General features: G+C 46.5%; 14 protein-coding genes. 8 read left to right on the top strand and 6 right to left on the bottom strand.

All coding sequences use genetic code 11. From position 1 onward, the window contains the following. Positions 1–71: 71 nt before the first annotated feature. Positions 72–614: a cytochrome b6-f complex iron-sulfur subunit gene (petC, locus tag QT992_RS05400; protein WP_333376680.1), complete on the bottom strand. Its 543-nt coding sequence runs from the start codon at positions 612–614 to the stop codon at positions 72–74. 215 nt (positions 615–829) lie between these two features. Here petC and QT992_RS05395 point away from each other — a divergent pair, with 215 nt between their 5' ends. From QT992_RS05395 to QT992_RS05385, 3 genes are all read left to right on the top strand, one after another. Beyond that, positions 830–1,147, top strand: coding sequence for a DUF3067 family protein (locus QT992_RS05395; protein ID WP_190661639.1), 318 nt, complete (start codon positions 830–832; stop codon positions 1,145–1,147). 164 nt (positions 1,148–1,311) lie between these two features. Next, a complete protein-coding gene (locus QT992_RS05390) occupies positions 1,312–1,557 on the top strand; it encodes a hypothetical protein (RefSeq protein ID WP_333376678.1) in 246 nt (81 codons plus the stop codon). Between the two features lie 418 nt (positions 1,558–1,975). Next, positions 1,976–2,284, top strand: coding sequence for a carbon dioxide-concentrating mechanism protein CcmK (locus QT992_RS05385; RefSeq protein ID WP_190740164.1), 309 nt, complete (start codon positions 1,976–1,978; stop codon positions 2,282–2,284). A 204-nt stretch (positions 2,285–2,488) separates the two neighbouring features. Here the strand turns inward: QT992_RS05385 and QT992_RS05380 are convergent, their stop codons facing one another. The 4 genes from QT992_RS05380 to QT992_RS05365 all read right to left on the bottom strand — a co-directional run bounded on the left by QT992_RS05380 (position 2,489) and on the right by QT992_RS05365 (position 9,210). Continuing rightward, complete coding sequence (locus tag QT992_RS05380; RefSeq protein ID WP_333376676.1) at positions 2,489–4,030, bottom strand: calcium-binding protein; 1,542 nt, start codon at positions 4,028–4,030, stop codon at positions 2,489–2,491. Positions 4,031–4,700: 670 nt separating this feature from the next. Continuing rightward, the gene (tatC, locus tag QT992_RS05375; protein WP_333376674.1) at positions 4,701–5,546 is read right to left on the bottom strand and encodes a twin-arginine translocase subunit TatC; all 846 of its coding nucleotides are present in this window, start codon (positions 5,544–5,546) and stop codon (positions 4,701–4,703) included. A gap of 208 nt (positions 5,547–5,754) precedes the next feature. After that, positions 5,755–6,699, bottom strand: a complete 945-nt coding sequence (locus QT992_RS05370; protein WP_333376672.1) for an NAD(P)-dependent alcohol dehydrogenase — start codon at positions 6,697–6,699, stop codon at positions 5,755–5,757. 336 nt (positions 6,700–7,035) lie between these two features. Next, entirely contained in the window at positions 7,036–9,210 is a 2,175-nt protein-coding gene (locus tag QT992_RS05365; protein WP_333376670.1) for an EAL domain-containing protein, read from the bottom strand. Positions 9,211–9,453: 243 nt separating this feature from the next. Between QT992_RS05365 and QT992_RS05360 the strand changes: the two genes are divergently transcribed. The 4 genes from QT992_RS05360 (at position 9,454) to QT992_RS05345 (ending at position 17,107) form a co-directional block, all read left to right on the top strand. Beyond that, on the top strand, positions 9,454–13,314 hold the full coding sequence (locus QT992_RS05360) for a PAS domain S-box protein (RefSeq protein WP_333376668.1): 3,861 nt from the start codon (positions 9,454–9,456) through the stop codon (positions 13,312–13,314). 382 nt (positions 13,315–13,696) lie between these two features. Beyond that, complete coding sequence (locus tag QT992_RS05355) at positions 13,697–14,455, top strand: SDR family oxidoreductase (RefSeq protein ID WP_333342973.1); 759 nt, start codon at positions 13,697–13,699, stop codon at positions 14,453–14,455. 137 nt (positions 14,456–14,592) lie between these two features. Continuing rightward, positions 14,593–15,690 carry a DJ-1/PfpI/YhbO family deglycase/protease gene (locus tag QT992_RS05350; RefSeq protein WP_333342972.1) on the top strand — a complete coding sequence of 366 codons (1,098 nt, stop codon included), beginning with the start codon at positions 14,593–14,595 and terminating at the stop codon, positions 15,688–15,690. A 712-nt stretch (positions 15,691–16,402) separates the two neighbouring features. Next, complete coding sequence (locus QT992_RS05345) at positions 16,403–17,107, top strand: rhomboid family intramembrane serine protease (RefSeq protein WP_333342971.1); 705 nt, start codon at positions 16,403–16,405, stop codon at positions 17,105–17,107. A gap of 96 nt (positions 17,108–17,203) precedes the next feature. Here the strand turns inward: QT992_RS05345 and QT992_RS05340 are convergent, their stop codons facing one another. Continuing rightward, the gene (locus tag QT992_RS05340; RefSeq protein WP_333376666.1) at positions 17,204–20,029 is read right to left on the bottom strand and encodes an Ig-like domain-containing protein; all 2,826 of its coding nucleotides are present in this window, start codon (positions 20,027–20,029) and stop codon (positions 17,204–17,206) included. 13 nt (positions 20,030–20,042) lie between these two features. Between QT992_RS05340 and QT992_RS05335 the strand changes: the two genes are divergently transcribed. Then, positions 20,043–20,229: hypothetical protein (locus tag QT992_RS05335; protein ID WP_333376663.1), on the top strand; the 187-nt coding region annotated here is incomplete at its 3' end.

Raw genomic sequence — 20,229 nt, 5'->3', positions numbered from 1 at the left:
ACGAGTAACCACTAACGACTGGCTACTAACTACTGACTGCTGACTGCTGACTGCTGACTAATGACTAATAACTATGACCACCAAGGTTCTTCGCCGGTGCGGAAATCAGTTTCTTTCCAAGTTGTAAAAGCGATCTTGTCATCTGCGACAGTGGCGTGGGCCAGGGCCAGAGACAAAGGCGCGGGGCCGCGCACCACTTTGCCCTCATTGTTGTATTGAGAACCGTGGCAAGGACAGATAAACTTGTTTTCGCTAACATTCCAAGGCACGACGCAACCCAAGTGAGTGCAGACTGCATTGATGCCGTAGTCGGCGATAGATTGGTCTTCTTTCACCACAACATAGGTGGGGTCGCCTTTGAGACCTTGGGCTAAGCTGCGATCGCCCGCAGGGTGCGAAGCCAAATATTCGCTAACGATGATGTCGTTACCCAAAGCATCTTTAGCTGTCACTCCGCCGCCAACTGCCCCACTCGCCGGAGGAACAAAATATTGGACAACGGGATAGAGTGCGCCCAGTGCCACACCTGTGACTGTACCGAACGTCAGCAAATTCATAAATTGGCGACGCCCCATATCGGGAACATCGGGATTTCCAGCAGAAGATTGAGCCATGACCTGCCTTTACGGTTTTAAGTTACGTTTGTTTGTTAGCTGGAGCGCGAACTTGTACGTGCAGAGGAAGGAGGATAATTGCCGTTAATCTGCTCGCACAAATTTTAGGCCGCGAAAATTCCTTTTAAGAATGCGCCTTCCAGCCTTTATTAGAGTATTATTACATTTTTTGAACTTTGTCTTTTATTGTTTAATGGATTAACTCAGGAGCAACCATGACGGGCAAGGATTTACACCAGCTACTGCTAGAAAAATGGGGAAAGTCTTACGATATCAGATTGCGGCGAACACGGGGCAAGATTTTTGTGCAAGTTATGTGGAAATATCTAGAACAGGCATCTTTTCCGATGACGGAGGCTGATTATTTCGAGCATTTGGATGCGGTGGCCAATTACCTCAACGGCTGGGGGAGCACAGAACAGGTGAGAGAATACATCGTAACTACTCGCGATCGCCCCCGCTTGGGTAAAGCTGTCAGCGTTCCTCTAGATTTGGGTGAAAGAGCCTCGGAGTGGTTGCTAGACGAGTTTTGAATCAGTCATCAGTCCTCAGTCATTAGTCCTCAGTCATTAGTCCTCAGTCATTAGTCCTCAGTCATTAGTCCTCAGTCATATCAAATCCAGTTACATCCGAATGATACCGGAGTGCGAGCCTCCCCGCTTGGCTGCGCCGAGGGAAACCAAAGTGCTACATCCGAATGATACCGGAGTGCGATCGTCTCCCCGCGCTTTGGGAAACTAGAGCGATCGATCGCTGTGCTCGCACCAGCTATTGTGTGGCGGGCTTTCCGGCGGCGCGGGCCCTGCTGTGGGATTTAAATGCTGCAACAGCTTGTGGGGCTTTTTTAATTTTGGGCGATCGGACTTCTAGCTTACCAAAATCATCGCAACCAATTTCTGTCAACAATTTCACCAAAAAACGAGGGAGAAGCCCCTGGTTTTAGCCATGAGGAGGAAAGCGGCAGCGACGACCGTCGCCGTGGAATGATCGCAACTTGAGTCGCAATGATATGATAAGTGCAGCGATTAAGAATAACCATCTACGTGTTGAAGCATTTTAGTCTCGGTGAGATTCCGGCACAGTAAGCCACTACTGCCTTTGAGCAGGAAGCCTATTTAACTGACAAAAAATATCAAAATGTGGAGCGTACCTATCTGGCATAAGTGATGGACTCCGAAAGCAGAAAAAAGCTAAAAGTATACGCAAAGTTTGGAGTCGTCCATGCTGAGTGGGTAGAGGTGCATTGATAACGCCTTTGAAAGTCCCTTTGTGGTCTAATCAAGAATCCCCCTGATTCATCAGTGAGGAGTATCAACTACAATGAGTGTCAGATATCTTGTGAAATTTAGGAGAATGTTGTAATGGGTGTTGCACTGGGAATGGTTGAAGTCTTAGGATTTCCCGCTGCAGTAGAAGTTGCGGACTCAATGGTGAAAGCAGCCAGTGTTACTTTAGTTCGCTATGAGAAAATAACCCGCGCCTACTGGACAATTATAGTGCGAGGAGATGTCTCTGAAGTGCAAGCAGCAGTGGCTGCTGGAATTGAATCAGTTAAAAAGGTCGATGGCGGAAAGTTGCTATCGTATCACATAATTGCTCGTCCCCACGAGAATCTGGATTACGTTTTGCCGATCGGCTACACTCCTGAAGTCGAACAGTTCCGAATGTAGTCAAAGTTTTGACAAAACTTGGGTGTTGAATTTTAAGTTTTAGTAATTATAGAGGCGCGGGCGATCGCGTCTCTATATTTTTTTTCCTGCGAGTCGATATATTTTTGTGCTGTGTTTATCTGCGGTATATTTTGCCGAAACAACAGCCAGAATAACTTGGAACTCTTAACCGCAGATTAACGAAGATCAACGCAAATAATACAATCACCCAGTAATCAAATCACTGGCGGTGATTGTGATCTGAACTCCCTTGAGAATTCCGATGATTTCGCCATTTTGACGAATCTCGGTATCGGAACCATTCAACTGAGAAATTATGTCTGTAAACGGAGCGGGAGAACTTACCAAAAGTTTATCTTCACCTTGTTTGAAGTCAGCAACAGTATCTATTCCCAAACCGCTCCAAAGCCTAAACTTGTCAGCCCCCTTACCACCAACCAGGTAGTCATTACCGCTCATACCACCAAACAATAAGTCGTCGCCCCCCCCGCCAATCAACGTTTCGCTGCCGTCTCCGCCAAGGAGAGTATCGTTAAATAACAGAGAACCATAAGCTACTTCGATGCCCGAGAGCGAGTCTATGCCACCTAGCCCGTCGGAAGCCCGACCTAGCCCAGACCCGTTACCGAGTGACCCCAAGTTGAGATAGACGCCCGTTCTTCCAAAACTGTAAGATACTGTGTCGATGCCATTTCCTCCGTTGAGCAAGTCATTGCCAGCCCAGCCATTGAGCAAGTCATTGCCAGCCCCGCCATTGAGCAAGTCCTTGCCAGCACCACCCCACAAAGAGTCATTACCGCGTCCGCCCAAGAGCGTTTCATTCTGGCTCCCGCCGCCAACTAAGGTGTCGTCGAAGTAAGAACCGATAACGACTTCAAAGCCCGAAAGCGAGTCTACACCGCCCAACCCATCGGTAGTCCTGCCTAACCCAGAACGGTCGCCGACTTCGCCTAACTGAAGATTGATACCAGTGATCGCATCGCTGTAAGATACTGTGTCGATGCCATCTCCACCATTGAGCAAGTCATTGCCAGCAAGACCCGACAAAGAGTCATTACCGCCCTTGCCCAAGAGCGTTTCATTGCCGCTCCCGCCAACTAAGGTGTCGTTAAATCCAGAACCGATCGCTACTTCGATGCCGGAGAGCGAGTCTATGCCGCCCTGCCCGTCGGAAGCCCGACCTAACCCAGACCCGTCGCCGACTGCCCCCAACTCGAGATAGACACCCGTTCCTGCATCGCTGTACGATACTGTGTCGATGCCATCCCCGCCATAGAGCAAGTCATTGCCAGCTCCGCCATAGAGAATGTCATTCCCAGCATCGCCATAGACGCTATCATTGCCAACCCCGCCATAGAGATTGTTATTGCCAACTCCGCCATCGAGCCAGTCATTGCCATTGTTGCCCAAGAGAAAGTCATTGCCAACCCTGCCATAGAGAAAGTCATTGCCATCTTCGCCATCAAGATAGTCATTGCCAACCCCGCCATCAAGATAGTCATTGCCAACCCCGCCATAGAGATTGTCATTACCAACCTCGCCATCAAGCCAGTCATCGCCAACTCCGCCATCGAACCCGTCATCGCCATCCCCGCCATAGAGAAAGTCATTGCCATTGTTGCCAAAGAGATAGTCATTGCCCTTAAAGCCCAAGAGAGTGTCATTACCAGCCAGGCCATTTATATACTCATCGAAATCAGAGCCGCGTAAGTAGTCAGCATCCGGAGTGCCATTTATTGTTGCCATTTATTTAATTCCAGATTGAGATTAAGAAACTGAAACCGTCAAAAAGGTAAAAATTTACAGTGTGAATTTTTCAAATGAACTTACTAAAAAATTCACCCAAAAAACCAACAAGCCTCCTATCTTAGGCAGCCAGAAAACTCAAAAGATATAGCTAGACTTCAGTGAGCCAGGTTGACTCTCTTGCTGAAGTTTTACGTTCTTGTTCAGTAATTTCACTGTGTCGGTATGTTATCTCTAAATCGAATACTCAGGATCGGCTCGTGTCAAATCTTCATGTAAACCTTAAAAACTTAATTATTAAAATAACTTATGATGACCAGCCCGATCGCCTAAAGAATAGTGTGAATTAAGGGTCAAAACCTTGACCCCAGACACCTAACACTAAACTTTGCTAATGTGAATTTAATATTTTATATTAAATACTTATCAAACCGATACTAAATCAGCAAAGATTATCATATAAAACAATCAACTTACTCAAATAGCTGAGAAGCTTAGCTTTACACAATGTTTATAAGCTTACTTAAGTAAATAGGGAATTCGCCCTCAAAATAGCTGAAGCGATGTTTTTAAGATAAGTTGACAACAATCCCAATCTCGGCTAAAAATAGCAGACAATTTAAAAATTCAGATGTTCGGTAACTTTTACATTGTCTGCTATTCTTAATTCTCATCGCCCTAAAAGCTTCACCAAACCAACCCCGCCAAAATACAAGCTCAGCACCGCACCTCCTAAAAGACTTTGCGTTAAAGGGTCAGTAGAAGGCGTTAACACCGCTCCCAAAACTGCCGCTCCCAAGACTACATACCGCCAGCCGGAGAGCATTTGCTTGGAAGAAAATATGCCCAAAACGCCGAGCAATACTTGGACGATCGGGATTTGAAAAGCTAAGCCGGTGCTGAACATTAACAGCAGCACAAATTTAAAGTATTTGTCGATCGACCACAACTCCTCTACAACATCCGCCCCATAGCTAACAAAGAAGTTGAGCGCCGCCGGAATCAGAGCAATGTAAGCAAAGACTAACCCGCCCAAAAATAGGAAACTCGAACCGAAAAACACCGGCCCCAGCAACCTGCGTTCTTTGCGAGTCAAGCCGGGGAGAACAAACAGCGCTATCTGGTAAAAAATAAACGGACTGGCGAGGAGCAAACCGCTGTATCCCGCTACTTCGATAGAAACAAAGAAATACTCCCCCGGAGCTAGTTGCAGAAACTTGACGGGCCCGGCCGGTACTTCGAGCAGTTGCACGATGGGTTTAACTGTGAAAAAGCAACCGATTACAGCGATTACTACTGCAATTAGCGAGTAGAAAAGTCGCTGTCGCAATTCTTCTAAATGGTCGAATAAAGACATTTCAACTTCGTCGGGAAGTTCGTCGAGAAATTCGTTTTCTAAGTTGCGGGAACCCAGCGCACCGCCGGCGATTGGTGCAATGCTGTTTTCCTGGCTAATTGCTTCGAGGTTGTTGTCGGAACCTTGTTCGGATGTCTCCAAGTTTGAGGGAGCAGTCATAGGAAATCGGTAATTGGTAAGGGGGTAATTGGGAAGGGGGAATGGGTAATTGAAAATTGGTAATTGGTAATTGGTAATTGGAAATTGGGAATAGTTATTTCATAATTGCTCCGACTTCCTTCTTCATTCTTCATTCTGACTTCAGCAGCAGAAGGAACGATCGATAATTAATCCGTGTAGGGGTATCAAAATCCGTGTATTGCCTTCATTATTCAATCCCGATCGCAATTTTGCCGATCGCGCGGCCCGTTTCGCTGTAAGCGTGGGCTGCTGCTACTTCTTGTAAGCTGTAAGTGCGATCGACAATCGGCTCAACTTTCTCGGATTCTATTAATTCCCGCAAAGCGCCTAAATCGCTGGGGTTGGCATTGGCTAGAATGAATTTAGCGTTTTTACCCGATATAAACCAGCTTGTTAACATCGGTGCGAGGTTGTCTAAACTCGGCAAAGTCGAGATATAAACTCCCTCTGCGTGCAGGACTTTTTCGCATTCCGCAAATGTTCTTGTCCCGACAGCATCCAAGATTATATCATATTTTTCGGGCTGTTGAGTAAAGTCAATTTCTGCGTAATCCAGAACAAAATCTGCTCCCAAACTCTTGACAAATTCTCTATTTTTAGCGCTGCAAACTCCCGTTACTTCCGCATTCATTGCTTTCGCAACTTGCACGGCAAAAGTGCCAACTCCGCCGGAAGCGCCGTTAATCAATACTTTGTTTGCTGCTTGAATTTGACCCAAATCCCTGAGCGATTGCAAAGCAGTTAAACCTGCGATCGGTACTCCTGCTGCTTCTGCATGAGTGATGTTTTTAGGTTTAATTGCGGCACTCGATTCTGGCACGGTGGCGTATTCGGCACAAGCACCGCCAGTTAGGGGATTTAAGAAAGTATAAACTTCATCTCCGGGTTGAAATTGGGTGACTTCCCGGCCGACTTCCACGACAACTCCAGAGATGTCAGAACCGACTATTCGAGGAAAGTTATATCCTGTTAATAGTTGCAGGTGTCCTTGCCGGATTTTCCAGTCTACCGGATTGACGCTGCTAGCGCGAACTCGCACTAACAATTCGTTGGATTTGGCGATCGGCTTTTCCAATTCTCGGTACTGCAATTCCTCGGCTGAACCGTAGCGATCGAACGCAACTGCTTTCATGGCAAATTTTCCGGTTTATTTCCAATAGAACACTCAATCCTTTACAATTACAGCACATTCGATCTAAATGTGACACAGCAAATTGAGCTAGCCTTGTAGCAGCGGGCGATCGACTCTTGGAGGCCTCCTGACCGAAAGCATCCAGGATACAAGCCCCCGGATTCATTCCTTCGCAGACTCAGGACCCAGAAATAAAAAACCTGTATCCGAGAAACTTGCCCCCCGAATTTATCCGTGGGGTCAATGCTTCAATCTAAAATCTAAAATCTAAAATCTAAAATCGATTGACAGGGCGCAGGCGTGAGACAATGGGCCCGCTGGCGAGCGTGCGATCGACTAGGGATTAAAGTTAATAGGAACAGGGCGGGCGATCCCATAACCCTGAGCATAATCTACTCCAATCTCCCGCAATTTTTCTAAGATAGTCTCGTCTTCGACAAACTCAGCTATAGTTTCAAGATTCATCGCATGGGCAATACGATTAAAGCCTTCAACGAGCGCTTGAGAAATCAAATTATGACTAATGTTCTTGACAAAAGCACCATCAATTTTTAGATAATCAACTGGTAAATTTATCAGATACGCAAAGGAACTCAACCCACTGCCAAAATCATCTAAAGCAAAGCAACAGCCAATTTTTTTGAGTTCGCTCATGAAATATCTGGCTTGCTCAAAGTTCGCGATCGCGGCAGTTTCCGTGATTTCAAAACCAATGGTTTGTGGGGGGACTTGGTAGCGAGAGAATTGTTCGATTAAAAACCTCATAAACTGAGTATTACTAATGCTAGCCCCAGAGAGATTGATCGTATACAAGCCTTGACTAAGAACATCTTTCTCCGGCAATTTGTGATAGTTAGAGAAAAATTTTTCGATGACCCAACAATCTATCTCAGTTATCAACCCGTAACGCTCGGCGGCTGGAATAAACAGATTTGGAGATACTATTTTTCCATTTTCGTCCATCATTCTAATCAAAATCTCATAATGCTCTACTAATGGTTGAGAGGTAATAGAGACAATCTTTTGGTAGTAGAGACAAAAACGATTAGTTTCCAGCGCTCGGCTGATTTTGGAAATCAACTGTCTCTCACCACGTTGTTTAATTAGTTCGTCATCATCTAGACTATAAATATGAACACAGTTGCGCCCTCTGGCTTTGGCGGCATAACAAGCTGCATCAGCCGCTCCCAGAAGCTCCATCAAATCTCGGCTGGTTGGGTCAATGGCAACAACTCCAATGCTGACTCCGATGATAAAGGTTTTGCCATTCCACATAAACCGAAACTGATGCACTAGGTCTTTGAGGTTTTCGGCAATCTGAGTTGCTTGAGAGATCGAACATTGAGTGAGCAAAATACCAAATTCATCACCTCCCAAGCGAGCCAGCATATCATTAGCACGGACTCCCTTTTGAATAAGTGCGGTGACTTGGCGCAGTAGCTCATCGCCAGCAATATGACCTGCGGTATCGTTAACGACTTTGAACTGATCTAAATCTAAATAACAGAGAGCGTGGTGCTGATTGCTGTCTTTAACAGAGGCGATCGCATCAACTAGGTGCTGCTCAAATCTGCGACGGTTGATTAACCCCGTCAGGGCGTCGTGACTGGCTTCCCAAGAGAGTTTATGGGTGAGATAGCGCGATTCCGTAACATCATGAAAGACCATGACTGCCCCGATAATTTGACCTTGGCGGTCTCGAATCGGTGCTGCCGAGTCAGCAATGGGATACTCGGTTCCATCATGGGCAATCAGAATAGTATTGTTAGCTAAGGTCACAATTCGCTCCTCTAATAGAGCCTTGTTTATAGGATTCTCTACTGGCTCTCGCGTTACTTGATCGACAATTAGGAAGACTGTAGAGAAAGGAACTCCTTGAACCTCATGAGTTTTCCAGCCTGTCAGTCGCTCCGCTATCGGATTGAAATATCTCACATTACCTTGGGCATCAGTAGTAATGACGGCATCGCCAATGGATTGCAGTGTCACTTGGGCCAATTCCTTTTCGGCAAAGAGAGACTCTTCGAGACGTTGCCGTTCTTCAATTTCTCTCAAGAGACGTAAATTCTGCTTTTGGAGGCTTTGTTGCAGCCTTCGGATCGTTAGGTGGGTTTCGACACGAGCTAATACTTCTTCGACTTGAAATGGCTTAGCAATATAATCTACCCCTCCCGCAGCCAGCCCTTGCACCTTATTAAAAGTTTCATTTAGCGCACTCAAAAAAATTATTGGAATGTCGGCTGTGCGCTCGTCAGATTTTAATTTTCGGCAAACTTCATAACCATCAATATCAGGCAATTTAATGTCTAGTAAGATTAACTCCGTCGATGGCGATTGGGCGGCTCTGAGCGCCATTGCCCCTGTGATAGCACTGCGAACTTTATAACCCTCTGCCCTCAAAGTATCCCTGAGCAGACGCAGGTTATCAGGCAGATCGTCAACAATTAAAATATTGCCTCGGTAGTTTGTAGCTCGATCGCTCACCCTATCGCTCGTTATATCGACAATCATACTGATTTCCCTAGTTTCCTGCTAGAGGAATATAAGCCTATGCACCAATAGTATAGTTGAATTATTAGGTTATAAAGGTCACTTTAGGCAGAAAGAAGTTCTGCGAGCCGAGATAGGGCGCTGGCAACGGGGCGCAGCCCTACAAAATCTGCATTGTTCGGCTAGGGGCAGTCCCCTCGCGGTTGCCCTTCTTCGCTTCGCGTAACATCAGAAGAACATGGTTTTAACCCAAGCAGGCGATTTATGAACAAGCGCATTTCTCACATGGCAAGTCTACTCGTCATTGCAATTGGATGTCTAGTCCTGCTGGGTTGGCAATTTGACATCTCCCTACTCAAAAGTGGTTTTCCCGGTATGACTTCGACCATGAAAGCAAACACAGCAATTTGCTTTTTGCTGGCTGGAGTGTCTTTGAGATTGTTGCAGTACCAAAGAACCCGACTGCACAATCGCATCGCTCAAGGGATGGCAGGATTGATAATCATCATCGGTCTGCTGACGCTGAGCCAGTATATTTTTGGTTGGAAGCTGGGTATTGATCAGTGGCTTTTCCCAGATTTTGTGTCTTCAGCGACTCCTTATCCGGGAAGAATGGGAGTAAATACCGCCCTAAATTTTGTGCTGATGGGACTAGCACTGTTACTGTTAGGGCAAAATTCCCAACGAATTACTTGGTGGGCTCAGATTTTTAGTAGTCTTGCAGCTTTAATTTCTCTACTAGCTTTATTTGCACACCTATTCAATGTCGATATTCTTGAACGTTTGGCCACAATTACGACGACTCAACCCCTAAACACGATCGCCACCTTTTTCATCCTCTATGGAGGAATTTTATGCCTCCGCCCCAAGGAAGGATTAATGCAAGTAGTAACCAGTGCCCTAGTTGGCGGAGTAATGGTTCGGTGGTTGCTGCCTTGGGGGACTATCTTTCCAGTGACAGTGAACTGGTTCACTCTTCAGGGACAAAAGTTAGGCTGGTATAACGTTAATTTTGCCTATACATTGCGTTCAACTGTTCTGGTTGTCACGTTCTCAATTCTCATCTTGGCGACGGCTCGCTTTTTAAACCAGATAGATTACAAGCGCCAACAAGCGGAAAAAGAAATTAAAAAATTTAACGAAAGTTTAGAAATTCTTGTGGCTGAACGAACAGATGCTTTACAAAAATCGCAGGCTCGTTTTGCGGGAATTCTAGAAATCGCCAATGATGCAATTATTTCAGTCGATCGCACTCAACGCATTACCCTGTTTAATAAAGGGGCCGAAAAGATGTTTGGCTATAAAATTGAGGATATTTTAGGGAAGCCACTGAATTTACTGCTGCCAGAACAGTTTAGAGATGCACATCCGCAGCATATCAAACAATTTGCACAGTCTTCTACCAGAGCGCGAAGGATGGGAGAACGAGGCGAGATTTTGGGTCGTCGTCAAGATGGAACGCAGTTTTCGGCTGAAGCCTCTATTTCTAAGCTGGAAATGAGAGACGAAACGGTATTTACTGTTATTCTGCGCGATATTAGCGATCGCAAACAAATTGAGATGGCTTTACGAAACAGTGAAGAGCAGTTTCGCCATGCGTTTGAAGATGCCTCTATCGGGATGGCGATCGTTTCACTTGATGGGCACTGGATTAAAGTCAATCCTGCCTTATGTCAGATTCTTGGCTACTCCTCAGAAGAGTTGTTAGCGTTAACTTTCCAAGACCTTACCCATCCTGACGATTTAGACCGGGATCTTAGTTATGCAAATCAACTATTAGGAGGAACTATTTCAACATACCAACTAGAAAAACGGTATTTCCATAAACAAGGACATATTATTTGGATTATTCTTAATGGGTCGCTAGTACAAGATGAACAGGGAAATCCACTGCATTTTATCTCTCAAATCCAAGAAATTACTGCTCGAAAAGAAGCTCAAAAAACGCTAGAGATTCAAAGCGTTATCATGAATAACATGGCAGGAGGAGTGTGTCTGATCAAAGCCTCAGACCTCCTGCTCGTCTACACCAATCCTACCTTTGACGCTATGTTTGGCTACAAAGAGGGCGAACTCGCAGGTCAAGCCCTTGGTGTCTTGAATTATGTCGATACAAATTTTACACCAGATGTAACCGTTCTAGATATCGTAACTCAAATTGAACAGACTGGAGAAGCGAAGTATGAAGTCCACAATAGAAAGAAAGATGGAACTCTCTTTTGGTGCAGAGTTCATACATCCAGGTTTGAGCATCCTGAATACGGAACTGTCTATGTTGCCGTTCAGGAAGACGCAACAGAGCTAAAACTGGCTGAGCAAGCCTTACAAGCTACCACAAATCGCCTCAACTTTCTTCTAAACTACAGCCCCGCACTCATTTTTAGCAGTAAACCTGCTGGCGATTATGGAGCAACGTTCATGAGCGAAAATATCCAAGATATATTGGGCTACGAAAGCCGCGAGTTTTTAGAAGATTCTAAATTTTGGGTGAATCACTTACACCCAGATGATGTAGAACCAGTGCTTAATGGCTTAGCAAATGTATTCGCTAATGATTTTTATTTCCACGAATACCGTTTGCGTCGAGCGGATGGGGTTTATCGCTGGATGCTCGGTCAACTTAGGCTAATTCGAGATAATTCAGGTACACCAGTAGAAATTTTGGGATATTTAATTGACATTAGCGATCGCAAACAAGCTGAGTTGGAATTTCATCAGGCAAATGAAGCAAACCAAGCCAAGACTGTCTTCCTCGCCAATATGAGCCACGAACTCCGCACCCCCCTCAACTCAATTTTGGGATTCACGCAATTGATGAGCTATGATAGAAATCTGACTCCTTCTCTCCAAGAACGTTTACAGATTGTCAATCGTAGCGGTAGACATTTATTGGACTTGATTAACGATATTTTAGATTTATCCAAAATAGAGAGCGGACGGATGACCCTCAATCCTTCTGAGTTTGATTTGACCAGTTTGCTGACTTCTATTGAAGAAATGTTCCAAGTTAAAGTCCAATCTAAAGAATTGCAACTCATTTTCGAGCTAGAGCCAGACCTTCCTCAATTTGTGCATAGCGACGAGAAAAAACTATATCAAGTTTTGGTCAATCTCCTCGGTAATGCGATTAAGTTTACCAACCAAGGAAGCGTCACCCTACGGGCAAGAGCAGCACAAAGAGACAAAACATCCTGTCACCTATATTTTGAAGTTGAGGATACAGGCGTGGGAATTGCGCCCACAGAAATTGATAAATTATTTAAGGTATTCGTGCAAGCCCAAGCTGGGAATAATTTGAGTCAAGGTACGGGGCTTGGTTTAGCAATTAGTCAAAAACTCGTCAAACTTATGGGCGGTATGATTCGGGTTAAAAGCACTTTGCACCGAGGTAGCACTTTTTCCTTTGAGATTGGTGTACAGTTACCTCAAGCAGAGTCCTTACCCCCAGAATCAATTAATCAAAGAGTAATTGGTTTAGCTCCCGGACAACCGACTTACCGCATTCTTATTGTTGAAGATTTAGAAGAAAATCGCCGCTTGTTAGTCGAGATCCTTACCTCGGTTGGTTTTGAGGTGAGAGAAGCCAAACAGGGAGTGGAGGCAGTCTCACTGTGGGAGAGTTGGCGGCCGCACCTGATTCTGATGGATCTGCGAATGCCGATCGTGGATGGCTACACAGCTACTAAATATATTAGAGAACGCCCTCAAAGCCAAGAAACCGTCATTATTGCTTTAACTGCCAGTGTTCTGGAAGAAGAGCGAGAGAAAGTTCTTATGGCTGGCTGTAACGACTTTATGAGCAAGCCATTTCAGCAGAGAGAACTTTTTGACAAACTCGCTAAATATTTGGGAGTACAATATATCTACGAAGTCGTAGAACAAACTCCACAAAAACAATTAGTTGAAACGGTGTCTGTAGAAGATATATCCATGATGCCCCCTCAGTGGTTAGAACAAATGTATCAAGCCGCTTACTATCTCGATACCGAAGTTATGAACGAATTAATCGTACAAATTCCAGAATCCAAAGCAAGTTTGTCCAAAGCACTAACCGATTATATCAATAATTTTAATTCTGATATAATTATGGAGCTGATTCGACCTTTGCTGCCGAAGCCGCTGTAGTTATCGAGTTTAATGACAAAGAAGCATAGGAATGAGAATTAAATAACTTCCACAAGATTGTGGGATGGGCGTCCCGCCCGTCCTTTTTGGACGGGCGGGACGCCCATCCCACAATAACAATTAAAATTGTAAGTTATTTAATTCGCGATCCATAGTGCTGTAAGCAGTGGCTATATTTCCCATAAAAATCAACTTGGGAAAGGATTTGATTTTTTTTGGAAATGTCTATTGCAGATATTCATCAGCATGAGGAAATGGCATACACATTAGATGGGATGTGCTGTATCATATAGCAATTCTATTTCGTGTGTGAAGGGGATTTATTTTTTTACTAACCGCAGAGGGCGCAGAGGTCACAGAGAAAGAGAAAAGAGAGACATAAATGATTGATTTAACTGGAAAGGTAATTTTAGTAACTGGTGGCTCGAAAGGGATTGGTGCAGTGACGGTGCGGACTCTGGTTAATGCTGGGGCCGAGGTGATTTTGCATTACTTTCGCAGTCAGAAAGAAGCTGAAGCGGTAGCAGCAAGTGTAGCGGGCGATCGCTGTTATTTATTGGCAGCAGATTTGATGGTGGAAAACGCGGCCTCGACTTTGTGGCGAGATGCTTTAAAATGGCGGGGCCATATTGATATTTTAGTTAATAATGCGGGGATTATGCAGTCAGCGGGTATCGAGGACGAGTTCGATATTTGGTCGTCAGCTTGGCAGCAAACTCTACAAGTTAATTTAGTTGCCGTTGCTGACTTGTGCCGGGAATCTATTCTGCATTTTCAAACTCGCAGGGCCGGTACAATTATTAATATAGCAAGTCGTGCTGCTTTTCGCGGCGATGACCCGAATTATCTGCACTACGCCGCTTCTAAAGGTGCTATTGTTGCTTTAACTCGCAGCATTGCTAGAGGGTTTGCGGCTGATAATATTTTTGCTTTTACAGTTGCACCGGGATTTGTCAGTACAGAAATGTCTAATCAGTTTATTCAGGAGTTCGGTGAAGCTGATATTATTCGCGATATCCCGATCGGCAAAATCGCCCCTCCTCAAGATGTTGCCAATGTTATCGCGTTTTTAGCATCGGGTTTGGCTACGCACGCTACCGGGACTACGATCGACATTAATGGAGCCTCTTACGTGCATTGAGACAATTACTCTAAAATACCTCTCAAGGCTCACGCTGACATCTTTTAAAACAAACTAATTTATCACTTTAGCAAGACGCTAAAAACATCATAAATCATTTAGGGTTAGATAAAAAGATAGTCTGAGGAAATTTGATTATGACAACCGATAATGGTAGCAACACAAAACGAGTTGCCATACTCATTGAAAATGGAGTAGAAGATTCCGAATTTCTAGTTCCTTACAACGCCTTAAAACAAGCAGGATTTGAAGTAGTTGTCCTCGGTTCGCGCACCAACGAAAAGTATGCAGGGAAACAAGGAAAAGTTGCCCAGCAGGCTGACGGAACTACCACAGAAGCATTGCCCGCAGAATTCGATGCAGTGATAATTCCCGGCGGGATGGCTCCTGATATGATGCGGACTAATCCCAATACAGTACGTTTTGTACAAGAAGCATTTGAGCAAGGAAAAATTGTCGCTGCTGTTTGCCACGGCCCGCAAGTTTTGATTGAAGCCGACTTGCTCAAAGGCAAAAATGCCACAGGTTTCTTGGCAATTAAAACAGACATGATCAATGCCGGAGCTAACTACATCAACGAAGCTTTAGTAGTTGACGGCAACTTGATTACTTCCCGCCAGCCTGGAGATTTAGCAATATTTACCACCGCAATTCTGGCTCGCCTCGGTTACGGCGGAAAAGAAGTCGGTTTGCCAGAAGAAACTGACACAAATGCAGAATGGTGGAAATTAGCTAATGGTTGGGGAGGTTCGACACAAGGCGACATTGTTAAAGGTTTGAATACCGCCCTCGCAGGGGAACGCTATGCTTGCGAAGCGTTTCAAAATTATGCGGAAAAAACCCAAGACAGCGATTTGCGATCGCTCTTGAAAGAAATGATTCAAAACAAACAGCACCACATCATCGCTCTCGAAAGTCGCCTCAACGATTTTGGTGAAAAACCCTCAATTCCTGCCCAAATTGCTGACAAATACGCTAAATTAAAAGCTTCGATGCAAGGAAGCGATGAAACGTTTTTGCTGCGGAGCACTCTCGGTGAATTGCAAACCGGTGTTGTCGATATCAACAACCTGCGGGTGAAGTTCACAGATCCGGTATCAACGGCTATTTTGACAGAAATAGAATCGGATTTGTCTAAGTGTGAACAAGTCGTTGCTAAACTCTTCCGCGCCCGTGCAGTTTCCCAGGAAATTAAGTCGCCTAAACCTTCAACTAGCCCCGCTGTAAAAATGTAATCAGCAAGGGGATAAATAAGTTTGTAGTTGTGTTGAGTTGTTAAAACCCCCCCCATATCGCAACTACCAACTTGCTCTGCAATCCTACAATATACGCCTTGGCGTTAAAATAAAACCCAACACTAAAAAGCAGATATTCAACTAACTGCAAGGTGGAGGGTTTTATTTAATGGGTTTTATTTTTGTTTCACCGGGACACGGGGGGTTTGAAGGAAGCTTGCGGCATCCGGGGGCGGTACAAGCCCCCGGATTCATCCGTGCAGAAATAAAAAATATAGTATCCGATAACCAGCGCCCGGATATATCCGTAAAGTCGCTTTCTTCAATGCTTCAAATCTCAAATCTCAAATCTCAAATCTCAAATCTCAAATCTCAAATCTCAAATCTCAAATCGATTAACCAGCCCTCGGATATATCCGTAATATCATGTCCGATGGATTAACCATAATATCCCGGTCGGGGCGGGTTTTTGAGATTGTCAATTATTGGCAGGTATTGTTGGTGAACCCGCCCCTACAACAATCGCGATCCCTCGACAGGAAATGATATGAGGTCGCTTTCTTCAATTCTTCAATCCTTCAATTCTTTAAATCTAAAATCTAAAATCTAAAATCTAAAATCGATTGGCTTGTTCCCTCTTCCTTTAGACAGGAGACACCTGGGCTATAAATGCGCTACTGTGTTGCCAATATTTTGATGAGGAAAAAAGGCCGTGGTTCCCTTACGCGATGAAAATCCCATTACTATCACTCCCTATGTCACCTACGGGCTGGTTGCCGCAAACATATTAGTATTTTTGTACGAACTCAGTTTGGGCGATCGAGAATTAACCCAATTCTTCTACTCTTGGGCAGTAATTCCTTGCCAGTTAAGCAATATGTGTCGGGTTGCTCTGCCAGCTTCGCCATTTCCCGAATGGACAACACTAATTAGCTCCCAATTCCTGCACGCAGGCTTTCTTCACATTGCCGGAAATATGTTATTTTTGTGGATTTTTGGCAACAACGTAGAAGAGCGTTTAGGACACGTCAAATTTATAATATTTTACCTTACTTGCGGCGTTTTAGCATCACTAACTCAGTGGTTTTTTTCCTCAGCATCTGCCATTCCGTCCCTAGGTGCTAGCGGCGCGATCGCAGGCGTGATGGGAGCTTACATTCTCAGATATCCCCAAGCCAAAGTTCTGACACTGCTACCCTTGGGAATCTTTATTACCACCGTCAGAGTCCCCGCTTTCTTCTTTCTAGGATTTTGGTTTGCACAGCAAGCATTGAGCGGCCTGGCTTCCTTGAATGCCCCGGCAAGTGTCGGCATGGAATCCGGGGGAGTTGCCTACTGGGCCCACGCCGGTGGCTTTGTTTTCGGCGCTATTCTCGGCCCTTTGTTGGGACTTTTTTCTGAAGATAATCAGATTTAATTTTTCACCGCAGATGAACGCAAATAAACGCAGATAAACTGCCAACAAAATCGGCGTTTATCTGCGTTTATCTGCGGTTTCAAACCTCTTATCTTCCTAGATAAAAGTGAAATCAAATTCCGAAAGAGAAGAAACCCCAGTTACACCATTTAACTTCGCCAAAATGCGAGAATCGCTGCCGGTGAGGTTATTGCCATTGCCGTCATAAATGATGTAAGTATTGCCCCCGGAATCGTAGGCAAACAAGAAAGCACTTCCTCCCAGAATATTTGCAGAAACAGTTGTCTGCACATTCAGCAGAACTTGGCTGTTACCGCCCAGATTCGCAAATCCGGGGGCAAAATTAAACTGATCGGCGATCGGCACACCGAGACCGCTAAAATCAGTAATCGCATCGTATCCGCCCGCCGCGATCGCAGCCTCGATCGCCGCCGAAGAAGCCGCATCAAAGCCAGGCCCACCTTGTGCAGGGCTGGTATAGCGGTATTGATTGCTGCCGCCGCCCCCCGTCATGGTATCTGCGCCGAGGCCTCCTACGATCACGTCGTTATCCACACCGCCATTAATCGTATCGTTGCCGCCTTGACCATCAATAGTATCGCTGCCCGCCAAACCGTCCAAATTGTCCGGCAAAGAACCCCCAACCAAATTGTTAGGCCCGCTATCAGCCGGCAAGATTTGAACGGTGACAGTACCTACGCCCGGAATTGTCCCGAATCCGTCGCTGACGCTGTAGGTGAAAGCAGTTGTACCCGCTACGTTGCCGGGGATGAATTGCACTTGAGAGACAAGATTTACAGCTACCCCCAGTTGTGGTGTGCTGACATTGATAATGCTGAGCGTCCCTTTTTGCGGGCTGGAATCGTTGGCCAGCACGTCGATGAAAGTGGGCAGCAAATTATTCGTATTGGTAAATACGATGCCGTCATTGACAGCAATCGGCGGCAGGAGAGTTGGAACAGTTACGGAGGTATCGAAAGAATTGATGTTAATGGCCACTGACGCTGCTGCGGTGCCGCCTTGGTCGTCAGCTACGCTGTAGCTGAAAGAACCGGCTTGCCCGATCGCGTTTGTTCCAGGTTGGAATTTCAGCCCGAGTAAATCCTGAACGGTTAACTTTTGGTTCACGGCGACCGGGTTCGTACCCGTAATTACCTGACCAAAAGTAGGATTGGGAAGTCCGACTACCGCGATCGACAGCGGCTGGCCCTCCGGGTCGCTGGGCGCCGAAATGCTCAGAGACAGAGGCAAATTCTGCAAACCAGTCACCGTCTTGCCCGCTTCCACCAGCGGCGGCTGGTTAGGAGTCGGAGATGTAAAACTCGGCGGACTCGGCCCCCCGCCCAAAGGCGGAGGGGGCGCCGCAGTGGGAGTCGGAACTATGGAAGGACTCGGACTCGGAGTTGTCGCGCCCGCAGTCGGACTCGGACTCGTACCCGGAACCTGTGTCGGCAATGTGCCCGTTGTGGGGTTCGTTGTTGTCCCCGTTGTCGGACTCGTGGTTGTCCCCGTTGTCGGGCTCGTTGTTGTCCCCGCTGGTGTGGGAGTTGTGGTCGCTGGTGTGGGAGTTGTGGTCGCTGGTGTGGGAGTTGTGGTTGCTGGTGTGGGAGTTGTGGTTGCTGGTGTGGGAGTTGTGGTTGCTGGTGTGGGAGTTGTGGTTGCTGGTGTGGGAGTTGTGGTTGCTGGTGTGGGGCTTGTGGTTGTCCCTGTTGTGGGACTTGTGGTTGTTCCCGTTGTGGGACTTGTGGTTGTTCCCGTTGTGGGACTTGTGGTTGTGCCCGTTGTGGGCCTTGTGGTTGTGCCCGTTGTGGGGCTTGTGGTTGTTCCCGTTGTGGGACTTGTGGTTGTGCCCGTTGTGGGACTCGTTGTTGTTCCCGTTGTGGGACTTGTGGTTGTGCCCGTTGTGGGACTCGTTGTTGTGCCCTCAATGGTGAAGGGATTGTCGTCTACGCGGGGTATTTGAGCTGTAGTGAACCGAGATTCATCTAGCGAGTTCGATCGAACATCAATCAACACCGCCAAAAATTCCCCAGTTCGCCTGTCCCTAATAATCGTGTTGCTAGAATTCGAGCCTTGGCCCTGGAAAATTTCTAACTCTGTAAAGTTCAGACCTCCAGCCAGACCGATCGAATCTCCCGCATTAAAATCTCTAATTACATCAGCATCGCCGATTTCGCGGCCGCCAGTAGTGAGAAACCCGTTGCTACCAGGCGACGTGCCCACCCTACCGAGAACAAAGATATCCGATCCGTCGCCTCCTGTCAGAGTATCCGATCCGCGATCGCCCGAAAGAACATCATCCCCAGCATCTCCAGACAAAGAATCATTCTCGTCGCCCCCGAAGATCAGGTCATCACCCTCGCCGCCGTCACCAGTATCGTTACCAACACCGCCGGTGATGACATCCCCGCCCTCGGAACCCAACAAAATATCATTGCCCCGAGCGCCGATCAGGCAGTCATTACCCGTGTCGCCAAAAACAGTGTCACTGCCCTTGTCGCCAAAAATCAGGTCGTCCTCGCCACCTCCGCGCAGACAGTCATTGCCTTTACCGCCGTACAGCGAGTCGTTGCCTTCAGCACCCAAGACAACATCGTTCCCCTGGTCGCCAAAAGCTACGTCACCGCCCTCCTCGCCAGAAACCAAGTCATCGCCTTTGCCGCCCCGCGCCGTGTCATTGCCGCGCCCGCCCTCAACAATATCTTTACCAGCGCCGCCGTTGAGAGAATCGTTACCGTCTTCGCCCCTGACTATATCGTCTCCGTCCCGACTCAGAAGCGTGTCGTCGCCGCCGCGCCCGGAAATCGTGTCATTGAACAAGCTGCCGATTAAATAGTTACTGCCGTCATTTGCGACAACTAAGCCATCGACAAAAAGTGGCTGTGGGGGAGGCGTGGGAACTGTCAGAGGTGGCCGCGGCACCGGGGTGATCGAAATGTCCGGGCTTGTCCCCGTCATCGTTGTCGAAGTCCCCGTCATCGTTGTCGAAGTCCCCGTCATCGTTGTCGAAGTCCCCGTCATCCCTGTCGAAGTCCCCGTCATCGTTGTCGAAGTCCCCGTCATCGTTGTCGAAGTCCCCGTCATCGTTGTCGAAGTCCCCGTCATCGTTGTCGAAGTCCCCG

This window comes from Microcoleus sp. T3_D1 (assembly GCF_036700405.1).
GTDB lineage: Bacteria > Cyanobacteriota > Cyanobacteriia > Cyanobacteriales > Microcoleaceae > Microcoleus.
The sequence above is the reverse complement of the archived record's forward strand: the minus strand, read 5'-3'. Positions and strand labels throughout refer to the sequence as shown.

Bases quoted from the DNA above. Each gene is read 5' to 3' on its own strand.
- QT992_RS05355 (WP_333342973.1), top strand. From the start codon at position 13,697: ATGATTGATTTAACTGGAAAGGTAATTTTAGTAACTGGTGGCTCGAAA.
- tatC (WP_333376674.1), bottom strand. From the start codon at position 5,546: ATGACTGCTCCCTCAAACTTGGAGACATCCGAACAAGGTTCCGACAAC.
- QT992_RS05385 (WP_190740164.1), top strand. From the start codon at position 1,976: ATGGGTGTTGCACTGGGAATGGTTGAAGTCTTAGGATTTCCCGCTGCA.
- QT992_RS05365 (WP_333376670.1), bottom strand. From the start codon at position 9,210: ATGATTGTCGATATAACGAGCGATAGGGTGAGCGATCGAGCTACAAAC.
- QT992_RS05370 (WP_333376672.1), bottom strand. From the start codon at position 6,699: ATGAAAGCAGTTGCGTTCGATCGCTACGGTTCAGCCGAGGAATTGCAG.
- QT992_RS05380 (WP_333376676.1), bottom strand. From the start codon at position 4,030: ATGGCAACAATAAATGGCACTCCGGATGCTGACTACTTACGCGGCTCT.
- QT992_RS05395 (WP_190661639.1), top strand. From the start codon at position 830: ATGACGGGCAAGGATTTACACCAGCTACTGCTAGAAAAATGGGGAAAG.
- QT992_RS05360 (WP_333376668.1), top strand. From the start codon at position 9,454: ATGAACAAGCGCATTTCTCACATGGCAAGTCTACTCGTCATTGCAATT.
- QT992_RS05350 (WP_333342972.1), top strand. From the start codon at position 14,593: ATGACAACCGATAATGGTAGCAACACAAAACGAGTTGCCATACTCATT.
- petC (WP_333376680.1), bottom strand. From the start codon at position 614: ATGGCTCAATCTTCTGCTGGAAATCCCGATGTTCCCGATATGGGGCGT.
- QT992_RS05390 (WP_333376678.1), top strand. From the start codon at position 1,312: ATGATACCGGAGTGCGATCGTCTCCCCGCGCTTTGGGAAACTAGAGCG.